This window comes from Sandarakinorhabdus sp. (genome assembly GCF_987265915.1).
Genome location: NZ_OZ503948.1, coordinates 1,309,133 through 1,333,683, shown reverse-complemented (window position 1 = coordinate 1,333,683; position 24,551 = coordinate 1,309,133). Strand labels below are relative to the sequence as shown.

Genomic DNA, 24,551 nt, shown 5'->3' with positions numbered 1-24,551 from the left:
TCTGGAATGACCGGAGTGGGGTGGGAAGCGGACAGACCGCGCTTGAGAAAAAAGCGAACATAGCTCACATCAAGTATCGATGGAGGCAGATACCTTTCAACAAGTCCCCGCTTATGGCGCTGCAATTCAACTGCCGGCGTTGCCAGCAGGCTGGCATGCCTTGCACTATCGCGTGCTCGCAACTGGTGAGCTTGCGGTCTTAATAGCTAACGTCGATTTTGTCTCCGAATGGGCACGCATCCGATCAGCAAATGGCCTCGTTCACCCTCCAAGCCGCATTCTTGAGATGGCCGACGCTGGCACCGCACGCTTACTTCTCTGGGCTGATGGCGAGTGGAATGAAGGACCGCTCTTCCCGCTCGAGTTCGCATTTCCACAATTTGATCGATTTGCGGACGGGCGCTGGCTCGTGGTGGGATCGCGGACAAACAACAAGTCGAATGCCCGAGTTATTGCTTCTGACGGCACCATCCTTGCTCGCTTCATGCTCGGCGACGGTATCGAGCATGTATCGGTCGATGGAGACGCCAACATCTGGGTCGGATGGTTCGACGAAGGCATCTACGGCAACCGTGATTGGCATGTCCCGGGAAACGAAGGGGCCCCCTCCGGACGCGGGATCGGCTGTTTCGACGACAGTGGTGCGATCTTGCCGCTGGCGGCGTTCCCACCCGAGGCAGGCATGATAGCGGATTGTTACGCGCTTACGGCAGTTGAGGATGGCGCTTGGGCATGTCCATATACTGACTTCCCAATCATGCGGCTTCGCCTTAACCGGCCCGCACTCTGGTGGCCAAATGATCTGGCCGGGCCAAAGGCGTTGGCAGTAGACGGTCGCCACATTCTTGCAGCGGGTGGCTACGGTGAGAAGGCAAACCGGCTAGTGTTGCTCGCGCTAGAGGATGCTGAGCAAAGCGGGCGCGCGCATACGTTAGGCGAGTGGGCTTTGCCGCTTAGTCGGCTGCCGTCCCAGGCGAATGATTGGTCGCCAGTTTGGAGCCATCCTACCCTTCTTGCGGCGTCTCGGGACACAATCCATCTGGTTAACGATGGCGTCTGGCAGCGCTGGCGGGTTGCAGAATTACTAGAATTGGCGAGCAGCGCTCATAACTGACTGCTTTCCTGCATGATGGCCCACGCATTAAACGGCCGAAACTGGGGCGGATTCAGTCCTTCCCCTTTAATGAGTTAATAAACTAGATTCCGTCACAATCGACCCTAATCCGCGTACCATCTGTGCTTTACGCCGCGATCCCACCAGAACACAGCCGCAGATGATTCCATCGTGCCACCATCGAAGCAATGTTTCTCAGCCACAGGGCATTCACTTGGTCGGCCCGACCCCTCAATATAGAAATTCGCCATCGCTTCGATGCTACCGGTCAAGAATGGCTCAGCTGCACAGTTGAACGTCGATCGATTGCCCTTGCAGAAGAAAATGCCGAACTGCCGTTTCCTGACATTCTTCATCATTTTGACGAGATCGGTAACGCCATCCCGATCCAGATCAAGCCTGTATGCGATATCAAGATCCTGCTAGTCCCGATACTCCAGATCACTCAGATCCTTGATATTGATATTGGACCAATCCGGATTTGGGGCCATACTGCAACAGAGCAGCAAGATCGAGAACATCAAGGCATTCCGCTTCATCGCCGGCTCCTTGGCGTAATTACTGGTGCGCAATCTAAAGCAGGCCCCGATTTCCGTCCATGGTGCAACCGTGCCGCGCCGCGCTTGCCAAGTGGCCGAGCCTCGGCCACGCTGTGCACATTCAGGGGGTTGGCACATGGGTCCGATGCACGCGCGCTGCGCCAGAGTTGGCGGTTCGATCCTCTTGATGTCACTGGCGATGGCTGCAACCGCCGCCCCGCGCCAGACCGACGCTGGCGCCTACACGCGCTATGAACTGCTCGCGCCGGCCACGCACAAGTTCCGCATCATCTATGACATCACCGCCACCACGCCCGGCGCCACTCATTATTACAACCCGATCCGTACCGGCAGCATCGCCAGCGACGAATCCGTCGTCGATGCCGCTACCGGCAAGCCGCTGGCCTTTGCCGAGGTGAGCGGCGAGGCCGCGAAGGCCGGCGGTGTGACCAGTGCGACGCCCGACAGCCAGTATATCGCGGTCATGCTGGCGCGGCCGGTTCCCGATGGCGGCGGCGCGCGCATCCGCATCGACAAGACTTATGAAGACGCCAAGACCTATTTTGCGGAGGGCGATGCGATCATTTTCGACCGCTCGCTGGGCATCAAGCGCAACATGGTGGTGTTGCCGCCCGGCTATCGCCTGGCATCGGTGAATGTGCCGGTGCAGGTGTTGCAGCAGGGTGATGGCCGCATCGCGGTGTCGTTCTGGAACGCAACACCGGCGCCCATGCCGCTGCGTATCCGGGCGCTGCCGATCGCCGGCGCGCTGGCCAAGGGTTCCAGCATGGCCGCAGCCTTGCGCGAGCGCGCGTCGCAAACCCGCGAGATCGTCTATTATCTGCAGCCGCCCGAAACCCACAGTTTCGATCTGACCCATGATTACACCGAGGAACGGGCGGGCGTGGGCGCCTATGTCAATGTCGTGCGTGCCGGCAGCACGGTGAGCAACCCATCGGCGCGCGATCTCGATACCGGCGCGGCGCTGACCACCGAACTGGTGCGCGGCGCGGCGATCACCGCCATCGATCCGCGTGAGACCAAGGTGACGCCCGACACCACGGCGGTGGTGTTCCGCTTCCCGCCGGTCACCGCCGGCACCAGCCGCCGCATCCGCATCGCCGAAACCTACACCGATGCCGTGCGCTACGCCCTTGTCGATGGCGAACTGGTCTGGCACCGCGCCTTTGGCCGCCCGGCCAATGCCGTCGTGCTGCCGGCCGGCTGGATGTTGACCAATTCGACCATCCCGGCGGCGATCAGCCTGACGGATGACGGGCGCACCCGCCTCGATTTCATCAACCCGCGTCCCGACGAGATCGACGTGGTGATCACCGCCCGCCGGGCAGGAGCAGCCAAATGACCAGCCAGCGCATCCTGATCTCCGCCCTGCTGCTCTGCCTGCCAGCCGTCGCCGCAGCGCAGACGGCGCCCAAGGACTTCTTCAAGCAAGCGCCCGGCAGCGATTATTTCCTCGCCAATTACAGCGAATATGAAGCCTATCTGAAGAAGCTGGCCGGCGAATCCGATCGCATGAAGCTGATCGATATCGGCAAGACCGCCGAAGGCCGCACCATGTGGGTGGCGATCGTGTCCACCCCGGCCAATCTGGCCAGGCTGGAGGATTATCGCAACATCGCCCAGCGGCTGGCCCGCGCGCGCGGCATCGACGAAGCCCAGGCGCGCAGCCTGGCGGCGCAGGGAAAGGCCATCGTGTGGATCGATGCCGGCCTGCACGCCTCCGAAACCGTCACCTCGCAAGGCCAGATCCAGGTGCTGCACCGGATGCTCACCCAGAATGATGCCGAAACCATGCGCCTGCTGGAGGACTGCATCATCCTGTTCGGCCACGACAATCCCGATGGCATGGAATTGGTGAGCAACTGGTACATGCGCAACGCCGACCCCAAGAAACGGGAATTCGCAACCCTGCCAAGGCTTTACCATAAATATATCGGCCACGACAATAATCGCGACAGCTACATGGCGCAGATGCCGGAGACGCAGAACGTCAACCGCGTGCTGTTCCGGCAATGGTATCCGCAGATCGTGTACAACCAGCACCAGACCGGGCCGGAAGGCATGGTGGTGTTCGTGCCGCCGTTCCGCGACCCGTTCAATTTCAACTATGATCCGATCGTCATGACCGAGCTGAACGAGGTTGGCGCGGCGATGCATTCGCGGCTGATCGCTGAAGGCAAGGCTGGCTCTGGCATGCGCAGTGCCGCGCGTTATTCCACCTGGCACAACGGCATGGAACGCTCGGTTGCCTATTTCCACAACAGCATCGGTTTGCTCACCGAAATCATCGGCGGCCCGACGCCCACCACCATCCCGCTGGTGCCGGCCACGCAACTGCCGCGCGGCGATGAAATGCTGCCCATCGCCCCACGCGCCTGGCATCTGCAGGACACGCTCGATTATCAGTGGACGCTCAACCGCGCGGTGCTGGATTATGCCTCGCGCAATCGCGAACGGCTGTTGTTCAATATCTGGCGCATGGGCGCCAACAGCATCGACAAAGGCAGCCGCGACAGCTGGACCATCACGCCAACCAAGGTGGAGCGACTGGCCGAGGCCGCGGCGCTGCCCGGCGGCGGCGCACGCAAGGTCGATCCCGCGCTCTATGGCAAGCTGCTGCAGGACCCTGCCGACCGCGATGCCCGCGCCTATATCATCCCTGCCGACCAGCGCGATCTGCCTACCGCCATCACCTTCCTGAACGCGCTGATCAAGAATGGCGTGGAGGTCGAGCGCGCCACCGCGCCGTTCAGCGTGGGCGGCAAACGCTATGCGGCCGGCAGTTTCATCGTGCGCACCGCGCAGGCCTATCGCCCGCACGTGCTCGACATGTTCGAGCCGCAGGACCATCCCAACGACGTGCCCTATCCGGGCGGCGCACCCACCGCGCCCTATGACGTGGCGGGTTACACCCTGGCCTATCAGATGGGCGTCAGCTTTGATCGCGTGCTCGATCCGGTGGCCGGCAATTTCACCGCTGTCGATGATCTGATGCGGCCGCCGCCGGGCCGCATCACTGGCACGGGCAAGGCCGGCTGGCTGATCGGCCACGAAACCAACAACAGCGCGATTCTGACCAACCGCCTGCTCAAGGCCGGGGTGCAGCCGGCCTGGGTGAAGGAGGCGGTGACGCTGGGCAATGATGAACTCGCGCCCGGCGCCATCTGGGTGCCCGCCTCTGGCGCGGCCGCCGGCATTGTCGGCAAGGCTGTGGCCGAACTTGGGCTGGTCGCCCACGCCGTCGCCCGGCAGCCCGCATCCGCCACCGTGAAGCTGCGGCCGGTGCGGCTGGGGCTCGTCGATCGCTATGGCGGCCTGATGACCGCGGGCTGGACCCGCTGGTTGCTGGAACAATATGAATTTCCGTTCGACATCATCTACCCGCAGCGGGTCGAGGCCGGCGGCCTGAAGCGCAATTTCGATGTGCTGCTGTTTGCCGATGGCGCCCTGCCTGGTGACGGTGCCTGGGGCAGCGAGCGGCCATCGCCGCAGCCCAAGCCGGAGGACACACCGGCCGAATGGAAAGCCGCGACCGGCACCCTGACGGACGCCAAGACCGTGCCGGCGCTGCGGGAGTTTTTCCGGGCCGGCGGCGCGGTGGTGGCGATCGGCGGCTCGGCACGGCTGGCCGAATTGTTCGGTGCCCCGCTGGCGCTGGCGCAAAGCCGCACGGTAAATGGCGAAACCCGCGCGCCCGACACCAAGGATTTCTTCATCCCGGGATCGGTGCTGCGGGCGCAGGTCGATAACCGGCAACCGCTGGCCTATGGCCTGCCGGCGCAAGTGGACATGTTCTTCAACCGCTCCCCCACGTTCGTGCCGGCCAGCGGCACCGGCGCGGCTACCCCCGTTTCTTGGTTCCAGGGCCGATCCTTGCTGCGCAGTGGCTGGGCCGTGGGGCAGGAGCAACTGGCCGGGACGATCGCGGTGGCGGACATCGACATGGAGCGCGGCAAATTGTTCCTGCTGGGGCCGGAAGTCGTCCAGCGCGCCCAGGCCTATGGCACGTTCAAACTGCTGTTCAACGCGATCCAATACGGCGGTGCCGACCGCTGAGGCGGCGTTGATCGATTTCCATCAAGGGGGGTGGGAAGGGCCGGGAACCCTTCCCTCGTCATCCGCTGGTCGGGGCGAGAGGAATCGAACCTCCGGCCTCTGCCTCCCGAAGACAGCGCTCTACCAGGCTGAGCTACGCCCCGACGCTGCGGAGTTGCGGCTATAACGGCGCATCGGTTCCCACGCAACCGCTGAAAGCCCGGCAAATGGCATTTTCGTCCCGGTCGGGCCCCGGTCAGGCCCCGGTCAGGCCAACGCCAATTCCACCAAGATGCGGTTGACCATGCCGGGGTGACGCGGCGGGGTTCCGGTGACGATCTGGCTGGCGAGCTTTCGCACCAAGGCAATGCCCAGGCCGCCTTCGGGCGCAGAATCAAGATTGACCAGCGGCGCCGGTGCGGCCCGCGCCAGCGGATCGAAGGGCGCGCCGTCGTCTTCGATGTCCAGCCGGATGGCGTGATCGAGCCGCTCCAGCCCGATCAGCAGCGACTGAGGTGATTGCGGCCGGAAACCATGTCGGATCGCATTGGACACCAGCTCCTCGAACACCACCTCCAGCCGGTTTCGCAACCGCGGTGACAATTGCTGGTCCGCGGCGAACTGCTGCAACGCCGGCAGCGACGCGGCGACAGCGGCGATATCATTGGCCAAGCGCAGATGCAGCGTGCCGGCAGGCGCGGGCAACGCCGTCACCAACCCGGTCACTGCTGGCAAGACCGCTTGCACCCGCGCTGCTCAACCGGCGACTGCGGCTCTGGCCGCCGCTTCGTCCGGCAACAACGGGATGATTTCATCCAGGCCCATTGTCGTCAGGATATCGGTCACTTCGGCGCCGGCCCCGAACATCACCAGCGCCCGGCCACCGCGCCCCCGTGATCGCGCCGTGGTGATCAGCATGCGCACCCCCAGCGACGCGATGAAATCCAGCGTGGTCAGATCGATCAGCACCGGCCGCAGTTCCGGCACCACCCGGGCGGTGAAGGCCAGTTCAACGCTGCTGACACCGGCTGTATCGAGCCGCCCCGACAGAAGCGCCAGCGCCACATCACCGCCATCAGCGAATTCGAACGTCATCGCGAATTTCCTTCATCCGGTTGTTTGGCGTGCCATCACGCGAAATGCAGCGCCAGCAAGGTGAAATCATCGTCAAACCGCCCCTGCGGTAGCTGTTGTTGCATATATTCATGATATTGGCGTGGCAGTCCCGTGACACGGCCCGGCCGCAGCAGCGCCACGAAATCCGCCAGCTGCCAGGCGCGGCCGGCGGAATCGACAATCTCGAACACGCCGTCGCTCATCACGAACAGGCTGGCGGCGGGCGGCAACACCGCTTGACCGGCCACGAACGGCCGGCTGATCGGGGTGCCGATCATGCGATTGCGCGTGCCGATCGGCTGCGGCGCCCATCCCGCCACGCAGCACCAGGCCGCATGATGGCCGGCCGCCGCATGCACCAGGCGACGGCTGGCCGGATCGAACACGCCATACCAGATGGTGAAATACATGTCGGCATGCGCCTCCATCGGAAACAGCATGTTCAGCCGTTGCAGCACCCCGGCCGGATCGCCGGGATCGGTGCTGCCCAGCGCTTCGGGGCGCAGCGCATTCATCACCGCCACCGCATGCATCGCCGCCCCGGCCCCATGGCCCGACACATCGATCAGATAGCAGCAGAACCGCCCATCTGGCAGGAAAAACGCGCCGAACGCATCACCACCCAGATCGGCACTGGGCACATAATGCCAGTCGATCTCCACCGGGCCGTGGGCCTGGCTCTGCGGCAGTCGCGCCCGCACATAGGCCAGCGCCGTGCCCAGATCGCGTTCGCGTTCATCATCGCGCCGCAATTGCGCATCACTGGCCAGATCGTGCTGCAGCACATACCCGCCCACCTGCAACAGGCTGCCCACCGGCCAGACCGCACGCCCGGCCACCTTTTGGCCGTCGATGAAGCTGCCGTTGGTGGAGCCGGTATCCGATACCAGCAACTGCCTGGCATCCCGATCGACGCGGCAGTGCAGGCGCGAAATCGCCGGATCGGGCAGGACGATGTCGGCTGGCGGACTGCGCCCGATGCTGAGACCCGCCGCCGGCAACGACCAGCGTGCGCCGGCCTGGCTGCCGTTCATCAGCACCAGCACATGCTGCCGATCGGTTGGCGCATTGCCCGACACCGGCAGGGCCACGAATTTCGTCCGCTCTTCCTGCAACCGCCAGCCCCCGTGCCTGCCACCATCTGCAACGGCTTCAATGCCCGCCAATCATGACATATCGGTGACAATCTGGCGACACTGTGGCCGCTGCCGGCCGCTGCCAAATCAGGGCGCAGTCAGGGCTGCCCCCGGCGTGTTGCCGCGCGCCAGCAGGCGATCGATCTCGGCCACCGCGGCGGCGAACCGCGCGCTGTCGTTGTCGCGATACTGGGCGACAAACCGCGCCTCGCTCATGCCTTCCGCCAGGCCCAGCACGCTGCGCGGCAACAGATCGACATTGCCGCGCCGTTGCAGATCGGCGCGCAAGGCGATCGCCTGATCCGGATTGGCCGCAGCCGATCCCAGCTTCAGCCCGGCCCGATCCGCCGCCAGATCGGCAAAGGAAAAACCTGATCCGCCGGCCATGCTGTCGGCCAGTTCCTTCCATTCGCCCAACAGCCGCCCGGTGCGCAGCCCGCCCACCGCGGCCAGGGCCGCCGAAATCGACCAATGCTTGGCCAGATCCGGCCGGCCCACCAGCAAGACTTGCAACGGCGGCACGGCGCAGGCATCGAGCGGTGATTGCGCGGAATCCACCAGGCGCAGCGCGCTCTTGCCCGCCACCAGCAGTGCCAACGCCACCAGCCCATCGCGATGTTCGGCGGCGGCCTGCGCCCCTGAACCGGCGCGCGTCGCGCCGATCATGCGCTGCACATGCACGGCCAGATCGGTTGATGGCTGCCGGCGCTGCTGATCCGCGAGCGTACAGAAAATCGCCTGCACGCGGCGCTGATCAATCTGCTGCCCGCCCAGGCCGATCAGGCCGCTGACCAACCCGGTCTGGCCGATACCCGGCCCCGGTTGCACGCGCAACCGCGTGGCGCTGACCTCCAGGCCCTTGATCATCTGATCCAGCGGTTGCAGCGGCAACCCGCGCCACACCAGCAGCTGGCGGGCCACCTGCACCACAAATCGCGCGGCGCCGCCGCTGATCACCAGATCACCGGCGCGCAATTCCAGCGGTGGAAACCCCTTTGTCGACGGCAGCGCCCGCACCGACAGGTTCAGCCACAGCCCGACCGGCAGATCGATGCTGATCGCCGCCACCGCCGCATCGGGGCTTATACTGGCCGTGGTGCGCGCCACACCCAATCCGCGTCCGATCAGCGCCGATATGCTGGCCACATCCTCGGCGGAAAAGCGCACCGGCAACTGGCCATCGCCTTCGATCACGGCGATGCGGAACCGGGTGAAGGCCAGGCGTCCCTGCGTCACCTGCGCCGGGCCGGGTGACGGCGCCGGTGGCACGCGCGGGCTGGTTTCCAGCACCAGCAGCGCCAGCCCGGCAGCCAGCCCGGCCGCGCCGCCCAGCAACCAGCGCCAGATACCGGCCCTGCCCGCTGCCATCAGATGGCCGCCAGCATGGCCGCAATGTCGGTGATCTTCTCGCGCGGCGCTCCGGGGCGGGCACCGGCGACTTCAGCGGCCTCGATACGCTGCCAGGCGGCGAAATCGGTGGGTGCCACGCCGCGCCCGCCGAGCAGTGCATCCAGCCCCTCGCCGCCGGCCTTGCCAGACGCCGTGATGCCATCGGCCACCATCGCCTCGATCACCGAGAACCCGTCCGGCCGGTTGGTGCCGATCGTGCCCGACGGCCCGCGCCGCGCCCAGCCGCTGGCATAGAGGCCGGGCGCAATCCGCCCCGCATCGTCGGTGGGGAAGCGGCCCAGCGCGTCGGACCAGTTGACGCCCGGAATCGCCTGCGTGCGATAACCGATGCAGGCGATCACCAGCCCGCACGGGATGGCGTGCAACTCGCCGGTGCCCTTGGCCTGCCCGTCCTCCAGCCGCGTCGTTTCCACGATCAGCCGCTCGGCCTTGTGCTGGCCCTCCACCGCCACCGGGCGGCGGAAGAATTCGAAATTGATGGTGACGGGCTTGTCGCCCAGAGTCTTTGGGCGCTCCAGCCCGGCAAAACCGCGCAGATGCGTCACCATCTTGCGGTGGCCCGGCTCCAGCGCCGCATCGGCTTCCAACGGCGGCAGATCGCCCGGCTTCACGATGGGGTGCGCGCGCGTCAGATGGCCCAGCTCGCCGGCTTCCTTGGTGGTGAAGCTGGCCTGATGCGGCCCGCGCCGCCCGACGATATGGATATCGCGCACCGCGCTGCGGCCCAGCACAGCCAGCGCATGACCCGCGATATCGGTGCCGGCCAGTTCATCCACCGTCTTGGCCAGAATCCGCGCGCAATCGATGGCGACATTGCCATTGCCGATGATCGCCGCGCCATGGTGCGACAGGTCCACCGGCAGCGCGGCATGATCGGGATGGCCATTGTACCAGCCAACAAACGCCGCCGAACCGACCACGCCGGGCAGATCATCGCCGGGAATGCCGATCGGCTTGTCCAGCGGCGCCCCCACCGACAGCACCACCGCATCATAGAGGCCCAGCAACTCATCGACGCTCACATCGCGGCCGACCATCACATTGCCGACCAGCCGCGTGTTCGGCGCCAGATTGGTCGCCTCGTATCGCTTGGTCACCGCCTTGATCGACTGGTGATCCGGCGCCACCCCGGCGCGGATCAGGCCATAAGGCGTCGGCAGGCGATCGATGATGTCGATGCGCACTTCCGCGCCCCACTGCTTCTGCGCGGCTTCGGCGGTGTAGTAACCGGCCGGGCCGGCCCCGATGATGGCAAGCTTCAGGGTCAAGTCTCGTCTCCGCTCTGCTGTGCCGTTCCGCTATGGCGCAGCCGCCCGCGGGTCAAGCCGGGTCGGCATTTGCTACGCTGGACGCGCACGCAACTATCCCTTAGCTTTCACTCGGGCTGGCTGAGGTGGTGGGTGGCAACCAATCTCCAATGTATGGAAAAGCTGGTGGCATTCGGCACGAATGTCGCCACGCTTGGCTTTATCAGCCAGGAACAAGCCGCCACAGCCATTGCCGGACTGACCTTGGCCGTTGGCCTGCGCGCCCAGGAAATGGCTGCCGACCCGGAAAGCCCTGCCGCGTTGGCGAAGATTCGCAAGGCGGTTCGCAAGGATTTCGACGCGTGGCAGGAAGGCGAGCGTTTTTCGGCAGCCGGGTACGAGATCAATGCCGCCGATATAGCGCTGTCGGAGGGGCTTGCGGAATTGTTTCTGGATCGAGACGAGCTTGCGGGCAGCGCATATGTTGGCGGCAAATTCCCGCAGGCTGCCACCGCTTTGATATTGAAGCGGCTGGCCGAGAAGAACGGCCTGTTCGCCCCACCCGCCAAAGAGAACGATCCCCCATCGGTTGCACGAGATTTCGCCGAAACCGTCGTTGCCTCTGCCCTGAAAGCGGCAATGAACGACGAAGCTTATTGGCGGAAATTTGCCCCCTATCTGGAATTGGCGGCAGCCGAAATTCTGGGCCGCGTTGATCGAACGACGCAGGAAATCAAAGCCGACACCGCCAAGTTAGCGGGCATTGAGTTGGGAGTGGCCGACGCAAACGCCAAGCTTGATCGGCTATTGGTCGAGCGCGCTCAAGAGGATTTTGATCCCGACGAGGTGAGAGCGCTGCAGGAGTTTTAATCGGCTGTCCTGCAACTGGCCCAGTTGGCGAACGAACGGGCTGACAATCCAGATTCAGCGCTGGCGGAGCTGCGCTCGATGCTGCGCGTCGTGCTCGCGCAACAGAGCGCCTCCCAGCAAGGCAGCAACTTGGGCCAATGGCTGGATATCATGATCAAGCAGGTTGTGGCGGAAAACCGGGCCGGGCGCTTCGAGGCGGGCGCCGAAATCATCGCCAGCACATGGGATGAACGCCGACGTCAACGGGCCGAACGCGCCGAAGCCGAGCGCGCCGCCGATCTGCAAATGTGCGATTACGCCATCGGCCAGCAACGGCTCGTACCGGGCGGCGCGCCGGCCACGGCCGATTGGTTGCGCCGCAAGATTGAAATTGAAACTGGCAGCAGCCCCGCCCCGCCCGACGCACTGGCCGCTGCCTTTGGCGAATGGCAGGAGCGCGGGCGCGACTTCGGTGTCAATTTTGATCTGGAGGTGGCGATTGCGCTGTGCAAGGCGACGCTGGTGGAGTTGGAAGCGTCAGCACAATCCCCTGCGAGTGAAGTTGGTCGCTGGCAGAATTTGCTTGGCGCTGCACTTGTAAACTTGGGAGCGCGACAAGACGATCGTGCCACGCTGGATGCGGCTATCATTGCTTATCGCGCAGCGCTGACAGTTTACACATTGGAGGCACTCCCCCTTGCTTGGGCGATGACCCAGACCAATCTTGGCGCTGCGCTTTGCACCCTCGGCACACGGCTAGCCGATCCATCGGCACTACACGACGCCGTCGCAGCCTATCGCGCCGCTCTCATCGTTCACACAAAGGCGGCGCAGCCGGAGGAGTGGGCGTGGACCCAGTATAATCTCGGCAACGCGCTCAGCACCCTTGGAGAACGTCAGAGTAATCCGTCCGCCATCCTCCAAGCCGTCGAGGCCTTTCAACAGTCGCTTCAGGTGCGCACCCGCGATGCCTTTCCAACCCAATGGGCCATGACCCAGAACAGCCTTGGGACTGCGCTGCGTGCCCTTGATGCACATGAGGAAAATCTAGTCGCGCTGAACCAAGCTATCGTCGCGTTTCGTGAAGCGCTTTGCGTACAAACCCAGGAAGCGCAGCCGCTGGAGTGGGCACAGACACAAAGCAATCTTGGCAATGCGCTGCGCGCCCTGGGCGACCGCAACAACGACCCGATCACGCTCAACAAGGCAATCGAAGCTTTTCATAACTCGCTAGCAGTGCGCACCCGAGAGCTATTGCCACTAGAATGGGCGACCACCCAAGTTAATCTCGGAAGTGCTCTCAGCTCTCTCGGCGCGCAACAGGATGGTATTGTTGTAATTGGCTTTGCTATCTCCTCATATCGCGCAGCGCTCACCGTCTTTACAAGTGCAGCAATGCCCGTGCGCTGGGCGGGAACATTTAACAATCTAGGCAATGCGTTGCGTGTGCAGGCGAAGTTGACGCGAGATGCCTCGCTTGCCAGCCAAGCTGTTTCGGCATTTCAAACGGCGCTAACTGTTTTTTCCCGACCGTCGCTAGAAGGCTATCGCGCCAAGGCCGAACTCGGTCTGGCGGAGGCTCAGGCCGTGCTTGCCGAACTCTCCCCTTGACCCCGCGACCGCGTGGCCAGCTATCCGCCCATTGCGTCACCTGCCCCGCCTGCTAAAGCCGGACGATGAGTGCAGACCAAAGCCGTATCCGCAATTTCTCGATCATTGCCCATATCGATCATGGCAAATCCACGCTGGCGGATCGCCTGATCCAGACCACGGGCGGCCTGGCGCTGCGCGAAATGTCCGAACAAGTGCTCGACAACATGGACATCGAAAAAGAGCGCGGCATCACCATCAAGGCGCAGACCGTCCGCCTCGATTACCGCGCCAAGGATGGCCTGGATTATATCCTCAACCTGATGGACACGCCCGGCCACGTCGATTTCGCCTATGAAGTGTCGCGCAGCCTCGCCGCCTGCGAAGGTGCGCTGCTGGTCGTCGATGCAGCGCAAGGCGTCGAAGCGCAGACGCTGGCCAACGTCTATCAGAGCATCGAGCATGACCACGAGATCGTGCCGGTGATCAACAAGATCGATCTGCCCTCGGCTGACCCTGAAAAGGTGAAGAAGGAAATCGAGGACATCATTGGCCTCGATGCGTCAGGCGCCGTGCTGGCGTCGGCCAAATCCGGCATCGGCATCGTCGAGGTGTTGGAAGCCATCGTCACCCGCATTCCGCCGCCCAAGGGCGATATCGACAAGCCGCTGAAGGCCATGCTGGTCGACAGCTGGTATGATCCCTACCTGGGCGTCGTCGTGCTGGTGCGCATCATCGATGGCGTCATCAAGAAAGGCCAGATGATCAAGTTCATGGCCGCCGACAGCACCCACCTGGTGGACCGCGTCGGCGCCTTCCGGCCCAAGATCGAACAATTCACCGAACTCGGCCCCGGCGAAGTCGGCTTCATCACCGCGCAGATCAAGGAAGTCGCCCAGGCGCGCGTGGGGGACACGATCACCGATGCCAAGCGCCCCGCCAACGAAGCCCTGCCCGGTTTCAAAGAGGTGCAGCCGGTCGTCTTCTGCGGCCTGTTCCCCACCGACGCCGCCGATTTCGAAAAATTGCGCGAATCCATCAGCCGCCTGCGCCTGAACGACGCCAGCTTCTCCTTCGAAATGGAAACCAGCGCCGCGCTGGGCTTCGGCTTCCGCTGCGGCTTCCTCGGCCTGCTCCACCTCGAAATCATCCAGGAACGGCTGACCCGCGAATATGATCTCGATCTGATCACCACCGCGCCATCGGTGGTCTATCACATCGTCCAACGCGACGGCACCGAGATCCAGCTGCACAACCCGGCCGACATGCCCGATCCGTCAACGATCCTGAAGATCGACGAACCCTGGATCGAAGCCACCATCTATGTGCCCGATGAACATCTCGGCAGCATCCTGAAACTCTGCCAGGATCGCCGCGGTATCCAGAAAAACCTCACCTACGTCGGCGGCCGCGCCCAGGTGGTCTACGAATTGCCGCTCAACGAAGTCGTCTTCGATTTCTACGACCGCCTCAAATCCATCTCACGCGGCTACGCCAGCTTTGACTATCACCAGATCGGCCACCGCGAAGGCGACCTCGTGAAAATGTCGATCATGGTCAACAACGAACCCGTTGATGCCCTCTCCATGATCGTCCACCGCGGCGCCGCCGAAGCCCGCGGCCGCCACATGTGCGAACGCATGAAAGACCTCATCCCCCGCCACCTGTTCAAAATCCCCATCCAGGCCGCCATCGGCGGCAAAGTCATCGCCCGCGAAACCATCGCCGCCCTGCGCAAGGACGTCACCGCCAAATGCTACGGCGGCGACGCCTCGCGCAAACGCAAGCTGCTGGACAAGCAGAAAGAGGGCAAGAAACGGATGCGCCAGTACGGGAATGTGGACATCCCGCAGGAAGCGTTCATTGCGGCCTTGCGGATGGGGGATGATAATTGAGCGAATCTCAAGGCTTCAGATCGCCGTCTATGCGGGAAATATAGCTCGCCCTTCTGTGATATTTATCAAACTGGGCAGTGCATATGCTGCCGGCATCCGCCCTGACCCCTCACGAATTCTTTTGATTATTCCACCCGCTTCTAATTGACGGAGCATATTGTTTGCCGTGACGCGGTTGGCGAATCCAGCTTTTTCTGCAAAATCTGTGCCCGATATAATAGGTTGTGCAAATAATGCATCGACAGCGCCAATCGCAAATTGCGAATGGGTAATTTCGACCACTTGCTTCTTCGTTTCTTCATATAAATCGCGAATATCTTTTACTTTTTTTAAATTTCTTTCTGCCTGAGTGGACATGGCATGGAGAAAAAAAACAATCCAACCATGCCAATCATTTTGATCTGTAATTGCCAGAAGTCGATCATAATATTCTGACCGATTATTTTCGAGATATTCTGACATATAAAACATTGGTCTTGACAGCGCTCCCCGCTGAAAAAGCAAGAGTGGGATTATCATCCTCCCAATTCGTCCATTTCCATCTTTAAATGGATGCAAAATCTCAAACTGGGCGTGTGCAAGCGCGACTTGCAATGCAGGATCTTCATTTTCATTCTGAATATAATTTTCCCAGTTGTCCAATGCCGAAAGCAAATTTACAGGCGAGGGCGGAATAAAACGGGCCTTTTCGATCGGATCGCCATACCGACCTATCCAATTTTGATCCGATCGGAATGCACCGGGAGTTTTATCTCGACCTCTAACGCCTTGCAGCAGTCGCTGGTGAATTTCTTTGATAAGTGAGCAGGAGACCGGCCTTTCGTGGAGAGCTCGTTCAGCAATTCTAACTGCGGCTCGGTAGTTGGAAATTTCTTCGATGTCGTCACGTCGGGCTTCGGACGTGATAAGACCGGCATCGGCCTCAAGCACTTCATCCAACGTAGCTTGAGTACCTTCTATTTTAGACGATAGGACGGCCTCGTTTACCGTTATGGGTGAAAGCAAAACGTTCGGATTTGGCAGCGTTTGCAACATACCATCGTAGCGCGCTAAACACGCATTTGCATGCCCGACCAAGGGCACAATCTCGCGCCATCTGAGATTTTCTAGAGGAAGCATGTCGGGGATGCAGGGAGGCATCCCCTATCTTTAGCAGAAAGCAATCTGACAGTCTACATTTCATAAGAGAGTTTGTGTAAGGCTGGCTTTGGCTAAGAGGCCTTTTGATTCCTGCGACTCGCAAATGTCTTTCACAACTCTCGCTTTAGAAGGCGTGCCTCTCACAAGCGCAGCTGTGGAAAGTAGGTAGCCCTATCGGCTAACACGAATTCAGGGCAGTTCCGGAGACACGGGCAATCCCGGGTACACGATCCGAAACTCGCCTTCAAAATCAGCACGCTACGCACCAAATCAGGTCGAACCCGTGTCGAGCACGGGGTGACGGATTTGGGTTTAGGGGGCTACCAAAAAACGAACGGGGGCAGGCCACTTAGCCCTGCCCGCCGGAGGCCGCTTCTTCCTTCTACGCCGCCACCTTCCACCCGCCGCCAGCCTGCTCCAACGTAATCCGCCCCTCCCCTTCCTCCAGATCGGCATCAATCAAGCGCTCGATCATCTCCTGGATATGGGCATTGCCTTCGTTCAACTCGCGGTAGATGGCACGGATGAAGCGGTCGGCGATGTTGGGTTGACTGCTGCGTTTTTCTTGACGGGCGATGGTTTGGGCTTCGTTGCCGAGCATGGCGGCGAGCTTGGCCTGGCTCAGGCCCATTTCCTGCCGCAGGAAGCGCAGTTCGGTGCCGGTCAGCTTGGCGGACTTGGTGACGAGGCCGTGGGCGATGGCGCGGTGCAGGCCGGGGAGATCGTGGATGGCGATGCCCGGCCCATAGGGGGTTTCCTGTTCATCATAGCCGTTGGCCAGCCAGACATTGCGCAGGCCGCATTCGCGATAATGATACATGCCTGCCTCCTTCTCACACCGGCTCAATCAAGGCCTATAGAGATTATAGGTAGAGAGCACTGGCAAGGTCTATTGCGCCGCCCCAGCGCCACCCCTCCGTCGCCTTCGGCGCCACCTCCCCTTGAAGGGGAGGATCAGGTTCGCGTGTTGAGGTTGTGGGCTGCCCCAAAACAAAGGGAACTATATACCTAGCTAGCCAAAAGGCGCTTGACGATTGCGCCAGATTTGGCTAGTTAAAGTGCATGAGCACGCAGCCCGAAACCGTTAGCCTCTACCAGTTCTTCCAGCGGTTTCCGAATGAGGAAGCGGCCCGCGCCTATTTCGAGCAGAACCGTTGGGCTGGCGAAGTGACTTGCCCCCATTGTGGCAGCCTGTCGGTTGCGGCGGTCAAGAGCATGAAGCCCATGCCCTATCGCTGCCGCGATTGCCGTCAGCATTTCAGCGTCCGCACCGGCACCGTTCTCGCTGAAAGCCGCCTGCCGCTGCACAAGTGGCTTATGGCGATCTACATGATGACCACGGCGCGCAAGGGCATCCCCTCGACGCAGATGGCGCGTGAACTTGGCATCACGCAGAAGTCGGCATGGTTTCTCGCCCAGCGCATCCGTGAAACGTGGCTGGCCAATTCGGGCAATGACATGGGCGGCACGGTCCAGGTTGACGAAACTTACATTGGCGGTTCGGAAAAAAACAAGCATTCCAGCAAGAAGCTTCGCGCTGGCCGTGGCACTGTCGGCAAAACCCCGGTTGTTGGCATCCGTGGCGACAGTCGCGAAGTTCGCGCCGTTCCGGTGGCTGACAACGCTGGCGTCACCCTAAAGGCCTTTGTCCGCGCTAACGCAAAGCCGGGCGCTACCGTGGTCACAGATCAGCACGGCGGCTACATTGGCTTGGCCGCCCAAGGATATGACCACGTTCGCATCAATCACTCGATTGGCGAATATGTCCGCGAACGCGCCCACACAAACGGCATTGAAAGCTTCTGGGCGCTTCTGAAGCGCGGCCATTATGGTATCTATCATTACATGAGCGCCAAGCACCTTCATCGCTATGTCAATGAGTTCGCCTTCCGGCATAACACTGCACAGGCCGGCACCATGAAGTTCATTGAAATGACGGTTGGCCGGATGATCGGCAAGCGCCTCACCTACAAGGGCCTTATCCATGCCTGATGACAAGAAGATCATTGAACCCATCAATGCAGACTTTGACGACGTGGCGAAGGCGATGACGGGCAGCGCGCCTGCCGTTGATATGGCCAAGTTTCTAGCCAGAGTTAAAAAGGCTCGTGAGGCAGCAAACGAGCTATCCTCGCAGATCGAGTTGGAGCTGGTTCGGTTTGACGGGGAGAACGCGCCCGTCGATCTGAATTTCGATTGGTCGCAGGAGACCGTTTGGGCCAGTCAGCGGCAGATTGCCGATCTCTTTGGCATTGATAACACTGTTGTTTCTCGCCACCTGAAAAACGTTTTTGACGACGGCGAACTGGAGCGGGCGGCAACTGTTGCAAATTTTGCAACAGTTCGATTGGAAGGCGGCCGGAGCGTTGAAAGGGAGGTAGAGCACTACAACCTGGATGCAATCCTGTCTGTCGGCTATCGCGTTAGCTCGGCAAAGGCGACAGCGTTCAGAAAGTGGGCAACGCAGACGCTGCGGCGCTATATCACCGATGGCTTCGCACTGAATGAGTCTCGGCTGCGTTCCGACCCCCACGCGCTTCGCGACCTTGCGGCGCAAGTTCGGGCGCTTCGGAGCGAGGAACGGACCATTTATGAGGCGGTGCGCGACTGCTTTAAGGTGGCTTCAGTTGACTATGACAAAGACTCTCCAAAAGTCAGGTCGTTCTACGCCAAGCTACAGGATAAGTTTCTTTTCGCGATTACTGGCAAGACCGCTTCAGAACTAATTCTGGAGCGCGCCGATGCTGCAAAACACAATATGGGACTGACAAGTACGAAAGGTGCCTTGCCCGCTAAGGGCGACACTACAGTAGGAAAAAATTATCTATATCGGGATGAAATCTATGTGTTGCACATACTGTGCGAGCAATTTCTGCTTTACGCGGAATCCAGGGCCATTCGTGGCAAATCAATGACGATGGACGACTTGGCAAGCAAGCTGGACGATTTGCTTAAGGCAAACGATTATGCTGTTTTCACGGGTTATCGGGATTTCTTGAAAGACCGCGCTATGGAGCACGCGGAAACTGAGTGGAAGCGGTTTCAGAAGATGCTGGCTGACGGCACGCATTTGCCTGCCGCCCAGAGTTAGCGGCTGCCAAAAATGTCCACCATTCGATAAGCCGATTCAAGGCTTGCTAATACAGCAAGCACTCTGATGCCGCCTCCGAGCGGGCTGTCATCGGTTTCGTAAAGATAGAACCCGGAAGACTCGGAATTGATTCCATTTTCTGCTAGTGTTCGGGACGAAAGATCAGAAATGTAAAGGTTCGTGCCTTTATTGGTAGTCCCAACTAGGAGCAAATCTTCCATGGCCCGTCCCCCAGCAGTCCGCGTCCAGCCAAGGCTTTCTGCGGCTCAGTTGGCTGACTATCTTGTTTCTCCCACTCCCGTAGGCCAGCTAGGAATCCTTCGGCAAGCAAAAAATCCAGGGCCGAACCGGCCCCTTATCATCCAATACGCCCATGCGCGCCGTGCGATTGCTGCATGCCTAGGCCGTGTTGACAAAAGGGATTCCCAAGGGACTCGGTTTCTGATTCAAGGCTGCTTTTTGGGGAGCAGCTGTGGTTCGCGGGGATCTGACGGACGAGGAATGGGCAGTGGTTGGGGCGCTGCTGCCGCCTGAGCGCGGTCGTTGGGCACGGCCTGCCGGGGATAACCGGCGCTTTTTGAACGGGATGCTGCACGTGCTGCGGGTCGGCTGCCCCTGGCGGGACATGCATGAGCGTTACGGCAAGTGGAACTCGGTTTATGTTCGGTTCCGGCGCTGGGCCGAACAGGGCGTGTGGGATGCTTTGCTGCAAACGCTGGTCGACCTCGGGCTCACCGACGACTGGCAGCACATGATCGACAGCACCACAGTTCGCGGCCACGTCTCGGCAGCGGGCGGAAAAGGGGGGCCTGTGCGAACGCTTTTGGTCGATCACGCGGCGGCTTTACGAGCAAAGTCCACGCCCGGTCAGACAATCAAGGACGCCCTCTCGGCTTCATCCTGACCGGCGGCGAAGCGTCGGACTATGCCGCGGCCGACGCGCTGATGACGATCCCCGTGGCGAAGCCGAAGGCGCTCCTGGCCGACAAGGGCTACGATGGCGACGCCTTCCGGCAGAACCTCCTGATGCACGGCATTTTGCCCGTCATCCCGCCGCGTTCCAACCGCAAGGCGCCCGAACATCCCGACTATCGTCGCTACCGGGATCGCAATCGCATCGAGCGAATGTTCGGCAAGCTGAAACAACAGCGCCGCATCGCCACCAGATATGACAAGACCGCACTCTCGTTCGCCAGCTTCCTCAACCTCGCCGCCGCAAGGCTATGGCTGAAGTCTTTTGTCAACGCGGCCTAAGGGATAGGGGATCGATAAACCGGATCGTTGCCGCCTCAATCATTGAGCTTGAAAGGCGACGTGACGATGACGCCAATGGCCCGCTGGTGCGCGACGATGCTCAGCGGTCGATTGATGTGATTACCCAGTTCCAAGGGGCGGCAAATGCGCTCGATCTGTGGGGCGCGCAATACATTGAACCTAGGCTACCTTCCACGGTTCTGAACATCGCAGGCGTTGAGATTTCTGTTGCGCCCGACCTGATCGTCACATCCCCGTCGCGGACCGGCGTTCGGGTGGGACAGGCATTTATTCGCTGCACCATTGGCTTGGCTGGGGATGCGGCAGAGAATCGAAGGGCCGAAGCGAATGGCCATCTTGCTACCATTGCCCACCTTCATGCAGCAGCATATTTAGCAGACATCGGAACAGCCCATCCGCCAACGTCAATTGTGCTAGACGTTTCACGCGAAGCGGTGGTGCGAGGGCCGGTCAATTCGGCGCGTCGAATTGCAAACATAGAAGCGGCATGCGCCATGATTGCCGCGATCTGGCCAACAGTCTAAAATGGCTAGTTAGGTATATAGTTCCCAAAACAAATGGGTGCAGGGATGAGTCCCTGCCCGCCGGAGGCACTTCTTGTCCCTTCATGCCTCCCCTGCCCCGCTGTCCTACATCGCCGAAGCCTGTCATCATGGCGCTGCCCGGTGTTCCTGCCCGGGCGGCGCATTTTTCAGGAAAGCCAGTGATTTCAACGCTGATTCCCGAAGGATCGGTTCAATGTGGCAAAACTGGGTGGCGTTGGTGATTCGGGTGTTGGTGGTGGATTGATGGGGGAACAGGCAGCTTGCGCGTTCACGGCCTTGCGGCAGAACGGCGCCAAATCGTGGTTACGAGAATTCAAGCACTTAAGGCGCGGAAAACCGCGAAAAGCGTCACCTTTGTAACCTTGTAAATAACAATTTGGCGGTCCTCAGGGCTGGCGTTCATACACCACGCGGCCCTGGAACAGGGTCAGGTCGGCCTTCATGTCCTTGATGGCGGCGGTGGGGACTTTGGTGGGGTCGCGGTCCCACACGGCGATGTCGGCGGCTTTGCCCACGGCCAGCGTGCCGGAATTGTCGGCGCGGATAAGGGGCGCGGCCCAGCGTGTGTAGCTGTTGAGTGCGGTGGGGACGTCGATGGCCTCAAGGGTGCCGAACGGGGTTTTGCCCCAGGTGCCGCCGGATGGTTCACGTGCCGTCGAGGCCCACAGGCCAAGCCGCGCGGGAAAGGGGGTGACGCCGGTGTCGGAGCCGCCGCCCCAGATGATGCCGTTCTTCACATAGGTGGCATAGGGGTTGAGCCGCTGGCTGCGGGCGGGGCCGAGGTTGGCGGCGTAGATGTCGCCGATCCACCAGGCGAAGGTCCCCTGCGTTTCGGGATAGCCGGAGCCGTAATCGCGTTGCAGCGCGGCCATGGTGGCGATGGCGTGATCGGTGGGGGTGTTGGCGTGGATGATGGAGAGGCGCAGATCCTTCACCGGGTGGGCCTTCAGCGCGTCGGCATAGCCATCGACCACCCAGTCGATCGCCTTGTCGCCGATGGCGTGGGTGCCGATGCCGATATCGGCATTGATGAACATGGCGATCATCTGGCGATATTCATTGGGCTCGATCTGGGGATAGCCGCTGTTGCCTTTGGCGATTTCGGTGCGGTGGTGGTTCCAGTCTTCGTACATCCAGGCGGTCGGCGCGGCGCCGCTGCCGTCCATGAAGAGTTTGACGCCGCAGACGGAGAGTGAGCTGCCGGGCACGCCGGCGATTTCGGTGTTGGCACGGCGGATTTCGGCGAGCGCCTTGGTGGCCGTGGCCATGGAGCGGCCGCCGGAGAAGAGCACGCAGGCGTTGATCGGGAACTGCCCGGCCTTCACCAGCCCCAGATAGGCCTCCCAATCGGCGCGGCCGATGCTGGGGTCCTTGAAACCGGTCATGCCTTCTTCGTGCAGGCGGCGGATCATGTGGGACAGCGCGGCGGCGCGCTGTGCGGCGCTGGCGGGTGGGATCAGGCGGGTGATCAAATCCTGCGCGGTTTCCTTCATCACGCCGGCCGGGCGGCCATCGGGCAGCCGTTCGATGGTGCCGGCGGTGGGGGTGGCGGTGGCGGCAGTGACATTGCCGAGTTTGAGCGCGGCGGAATTGGCGACGCCATAATGGCCGGTGGTGTTTTCCAGCCAGACCGGATTGTCGGGCGACACGGCATCGAGATCGGCAGCGGTGGGATATTTGCCGTCGGCGAACTTGCCTTCGTCCCAGCCGACGCCGGCAATCCATTCGCCCTTGGGCGTCTTGGCGACCCGGGCGGCTACGCGTTTGACGATTTCGGCGACTGAACGGGCATCGCCGAGCGGGATTTCATACAGCTCCCCCAGCCCGGTGGAGAGGATATGGGCGTGGGTGTCGATCAGGCCAGGGGTGGCGGTGCGCCCCTTCAGATCGATGATTTTCGTCTTCGGCCCGGCCAGCTTGGCGATATCGGCATCGCTGCCCAGCGCGCTGACCTTGCCGCCGCTGATGGCGAGGGCCTGCACAACGCTGCCCTTGGCGTCGGCGGTGAGGATGTGGCCGTGCAGGAGCAGGGTTTCGGGCGGCGCTGCCAAGGCTGGCGATGCCAGCAGCGCGAATGCGGCAAGGGCCTTGGTGATCTGCATGTGGCTTCCCCCGGTTATGGGGACAGTCTGGCAGCGGCGGCAGCAGCGTCAAGCCGGGCGTTAGAGATAGCGGCGCGACACCGCCGTCAGATCGTCGGCCAGTTCATAAACCATCGGTTGGCCGGTGGGGATTTCCTCGTGCAGTATGTCTTCATCCGACACGTTGGACAAATGCTTGACCAGGGCGCGCAGGCTGTTGCCGTGGGCGGCGATGATCACGCGCTTGCCGGCCTTCAGCTGCGGCGCGATGCTGGCTTCAAAATAGGGCAGAACGCGGGCAATCGTGTCCTTCAGGCTTTCCGCGGTCGGGATGGCGATGCCATCATAGCGGCGGTCGCTGGCCAGATCGAACGCGCCGCCAGGCGCCAGCGGCGGGGGCGGCACGTCAAAGCTGCGGCGCCAGATCAGCACTTGATCCTCACCATGCTGGGCGGCGGTTTCCGCCTTGTTGAGCCCGGTGAGGCCGCCATAATGGCGCTCGTTCAGGTGCCAATCCTTGGTGACGGGCAGCCACAGCCGGTTCATGGCTTCCAGCGCGAGGTTCAGCGTCTTGATGGCGCGGCTTTGCACGCTGGTGAAGGCGGTATCGAAATCCAGGCCGGCAGCGGCCATGCGGCGGCCGGCATCACTGGCTTCGGCGATGCCCTTCTCGGTCAGGCCGACATCCCACCAGCCGGTGAAGCGATTTTCAAGGTTCCACTGGCTCTGGCCGTGGCGAAGCAAGACAAGCGTAGGCATGGCGGTCTCTTAGCGCAGTCGGGCCGCCATGCCAGCCCGTTATTGCAGATCAGCGCCGGGCCGCCATCACAGCGCGGTTTCGTTCAACTCACCGGTGCGGATGCGCGTGGCCTGGCCAATGCCGGACAGGAAAATCTTGCCGTCGCCGGTGATGCCGGTGTGCGCGGCCTGCAAAATGCAATCAACCAGCCGGGCGGCATCATCATCATCCACCACAATTTCAATCTTCAGCTTGGGAACGAGGTTGAAGCCGTGCTGGGCACTGCGCTCGGCTTCGGCGAGCCCCATCTGGTGGCCACACCCACGCACTTCGGTCACGGTCATGCCTTGCACGCCGCTGGCCATCAGGGCCTCGCGCACGTCTTCCAATTTGAACGGCTTGATGATCGCCGTGATCAGCTTCATCTGCACTTGCGCCTCTTTGCTTGTGGCGCAACCTGCAACAGGGCTCTGGTTCCCGATATGGGTTGTTTGCCGGTGCGGAACCGTTGCGCCGGCCGCGATCAGACGGGGCGGGCCAATTCCGCCCGGGCCACGGCTTCATCATCGGTATCAACCATGACGCGGATGCCGGACACACCGGGCCCGATCAAGCTGGCGATGCCGGCATCGAACAATATGGCGATGATGCCGGCGGCGGCCAGCCGGCTGCGGACGATCTCGGCCTCCACCGGCGAGAACAGCGTGTCGATGCAGGCCAGCGCCATC

21 protein-coding genes, 1 tRNA gene and 1 pseudogene are annotated in these 24,551 nt (G+C 61.8%); 11 read left to right on the top strand and 12 right to left on the bottom strand.

The features are described from left to right. Positions 1 to 79 precede the first annotated feature (79 nt). The 4 genes from AC6UUM_RS06515 (at position 80) to AC6UUM_RS06500 (ending at position 5,730) form a co-directional block, all read left to right on the top strand. Positions 80 to 1,114, top strand: coding sequence for a hypothetical protein (locus AC6UUM_RS06515; RefSeq protein WP_500804520.1), 1,035 nt, complete (start codon positions 80 to 82; stop codon positions 1,112 to 1,114). 188 nt (positions 1,115 to 1,302) lie between these two features. Then, positions 1,303 to 1,908 (top strand): hypothetical protein, encoded by a 606-nt coding sequence (locus AC6UUM_RS06510; RefSeq protein WP_500804519.1) that lies wholly within the window; start codon positions 1,303 to 1,305, stop codon positions 1,906 to 1,908. Then, positions 1,853 to 3,016 (top strand): hypothetical protein, encoded by a 1,164-nt coding sequence (locus tag AC6UUM_RS06505; RefSeq protein ID WP_500804518.1) that lies wholly within the window; start codon positions 1,853 to 1,855, stop codon positions 3,014 to 3,016. The genes AC6UUM_RS06510 and AC6UUM_RS06505 overlap by 56 nt, the downstream gene beginning before the upstream one ends. Then, positions 3,013 to 5,730, top strand: a complete 2,718-nt coding sequence (locus AC6UUM_RS06500; RefSeq protein ID WP_500804517.1) for a M14 family metallopeptidase — start codon at positions 3,013 to 3,015, stop codon at positions 5,728 to 5,730. The genes AC6UUM_RS06505 and AC6UUM_RS06500 overlap by 4 nt, the downstream gene beginning before the upstream one ends. Before the next feature lie 66 nt (positions 5,731 to 5,796). On the opposite strand, the gene AC6UUM_RS06495 is transcribed toward AC6UUM_RS06500, so the two are convergent. The 6 genes from AC6UUM_RS06495 to AC6UUM_RS06470 form a co-directional block, all read right to left on the bottom strand. After that, positions 5,797 to 5,873: transfer RNA gene (locus AC6UUM_RS06495), tRNA-Pro, on the bottom strand. A gap of 103 nt (positions 5,874 to 5,976) precedes the next feature. After that, complete coding sequence (locus tag AC6UUM_RS06490) at positions 5,977 to 6,435, bottom strand: ATP-binding protein (protein WP_500804516.1); 459 nt, start codon at positions 6,433 to 6,435, stop codon at positions 5,977 to 5,979. Between the two features lie 30 nt (positions 6,436 to 6,465). Next, positions 6,466 to 6,804, bottom strand: coding sequence for an STAS domain-containing protein (locus AC6UUM_RS06485; RefSeq protein ID WP_500804515.1), 339 nt, complete (start codon positions 6,802 to 6,804; stop codon positions 6,466 to 6,468). Between the two features lie 35 nt (positions 6,805 to 6,839). Then, entirely contained in the window at positions 6,840 to 7,991 is a 1,152-nt protein-coding gene (locus AC6UUM_RS06480; protein WP_500804514.1) for a PP2C family protein-serine/threonine phosphatase, read from the bottom strand. A gap of 57 nt (positions 7,992 to 8,048) precedes the next feature. After that, positions 8,049 to 9,329 (bottom strand): hypothetical protein, encoded by a 1,281-nt coding sequence (locus AC6UUM_RS06475; protein WP_500804513.1) that lies wholly within the window; start codon positions 9,327 to 9,329, stop codon positions 8,049 to 8,051. After that, entirely contained in the window at positions 9,329 to 10,639 is a 1,311-nt protein-coding gene (locus AC6UUM_RS06470; RefSeq protein WP_500804512.1) for an FAD-dependent oxidoreductase, read from the bottom strand. Before AC6UUM_RS06470 ends, AC6UUM_RS06475 begins: the two co-directional genes overlap by 1 nt. A 153-nt stretch (positions 10,640 to 10,792) precedes the next feature. Here AC6UUM_RS06470 and AC6UUM_RS06465 point away from each other — a divergent pair, with 153 nt between their 5' ends. The 3 genes from AC6UUM_RS06465 (at position 10,793) to lepA (ending at position 14,952) form a co-directional block, all read left to right on the top strand. Continuing rightward, complete coding sequence (locus tag AC6UUM_RS06465) at positions 10,793 to 11,488, top strand: hypothetical protein (protein WP_500804511.1); 696 nt, start codon at positions 10,793 to 10,795, stop codon at positions 11,486 to 11,488. A 24-nt stretch (positions 11,489 to 11,512) separates the two neighbouring features. Continuing rightward, on the top strand, positions 11,513 to 13,078 hold the full coding sequence (locus tag AC6UUM_RS06460; protein WP_500804510.1) for a hypothetical protein: 1,566 nt from the start codon (positions 11,513 to 11,515) through the stop codon (positions 13,076 to 13,078). A 65-nt stretch (positions 13,079 to 13,143) separates the two neighbouring features. Beyond that, positions 13,144 to 14,952: a translation elongation factor 4 gene (gene lepA / locus AC6UUM_RS06455; RefSeq protein ID WP_500804509.1), complete on the top strand. Its 1,809-nt coding sequence runs from the start codon at positions 13,144 to 13,146 to the stop codon at positions 14,950 to 14,952. 27 nt (positions 14,953 to 14,979) lie between these two features. Here the strand turns inward: lepA and AC6UUM_RS06450 are convergent, their stop codons facing one another. Next, complete coding sequence (locus AC6UUM_RS06450; protein WP_500804508.1) at positions 14,980 to 16,071, bottom strand: Fic family protein; 1,092 nt, start codon at positions 16,069 to 16,071, stop codon at positions 14,980 to 14,982. A 403-nt stretch (positions 16,072 to 16,474) separates the two neighbouring features. Beyond that, positions 16,475 to 16,912, bottom strand: a complete 438-nt coding sequence (locus AC6UUM_RS06445) for a helix-turn-helix domain-containing protein (protein ID WP_500804507.1) — start codon at positions 16,910 to 16,912, stop codon at positions 16,475 to 16,477. Positions 16,913 to 17,154: 242 nt separating this feature from the next. Here AC6UUM_RS06445 and AC6UUM_RS06440 point away from each other — a divergent pair, with 242 nt between their 5' ends. From AC6UUM_RS06440 to AC6UUM_RS06425, 4 genes and pseudogenes are all read left to right on the top strand, one after another. Then, entirely contained in the window at positions 17,155 to 18,084 is a 930-nt protein-coding gene (locus tag AC6UUM_RS06440; protein WP_500804506.1) for an IS1595 family transposase, read from the top strand. After that, positions 18,077 to 19,183 (top strand): RhuM family protein, encoded by a 1,107-nt coding sequence (gene rhuM, locus AC6UUM_RS06435; protein WP_500804505.1) that lies wholly within the window; start codon positions 18,077 to 18,079, stop codon positions 19,181 to 19,183. Before AC6UUM_RS06440 ends, rhuM begins: the two co-directional genes overlap by 8 nt. Before the next feature lie 472 nt (positions 19,184 to 19,655). Then, positions 19,656 to 20,437, top strand: a pseudogene (locus AC6UUM_RS06430) (IS5 family transposase). After that, entirely contained in the window at positions 20,407 to 20,982 is a 576-nt protein-coding gene (locus AC6UUM_RS06425) for a hypothetical protein (RefSeq protein ID WP_500804504.1), read from the top strand. The pseudogene AC6UUM_RS06430 and the gene AC6UUM_RS06425 overlap by 31 nt, the downstream one beginning before the upstream one ends. Positions 20,983 to 21,389: 407 nt before the next feature. Here the strand turns inward: AC6UUM_RS06425 and AC6UUM_RS06420 are convergent, their stop codons facing one another. The 4 genes from AC6UUM_RS06420 to AC6UUM_RS06405 all read right to left on the bottom strand — a co-directional run bounded on the left by AC6UUM_RS06420 (position 21,390) and on the right by AC6UUM_RS06405 (position 24,550). Next, entirely contained in the window at positions 21,390 to 23,105 is a 1,716-nt protein-coding gene (locus AC6UUM_RS06420; RefSeq protein WP_500804503.1) for an amidohydrolase, read from the bottom strand. A gap of 60 nt (positions 23,106 to 23,165) precedes the next feature. Further along, the gene (gpmA, locus tag AC6UUM_RS06415; protein WP_500804502.1) at positions 23,166 to 23,843 is read right to left on the bottom strand and encodes a 2,3-diphosphoglycerate-dependent phosphoglycerate mutase; all 678 of its coding nucleotides are present in this window, start codon (positions 23,841 to 23,843) and stop codon (positions 23,166 to 23,168) included. Between the two features lie 66 nt (positions 23,844 to 23,909). Beyond that, positions 23,910 to 24,248 (bottom strand): P-II family nitrogen regulator, encoded by a 339-nt coding sequence (locus AC6UUM_RS06410; protein WP_500804501.1) that lies wholly within the window; start codon positions 24,246 to 24,248, stop codon positions 23,910 to 23,912. A 98-nt stretch (positions 24,249 to 24,346) separates the two neighbouring features. Continuing rightward, the gene (locus AC6UUM_RS06405) at positions 24,347 to 24,550 is read right to left on the bottom strand and encodes a putative signal transducing protein (protein WP_500804921.1); all 204 of its coding nucleotides are present in this window, start codon (positions 24,548 to 24,550) and stop codon (positions 24,347 to 24,349) included. Position 24,551 lies beyond the last annotated feature (1 nt).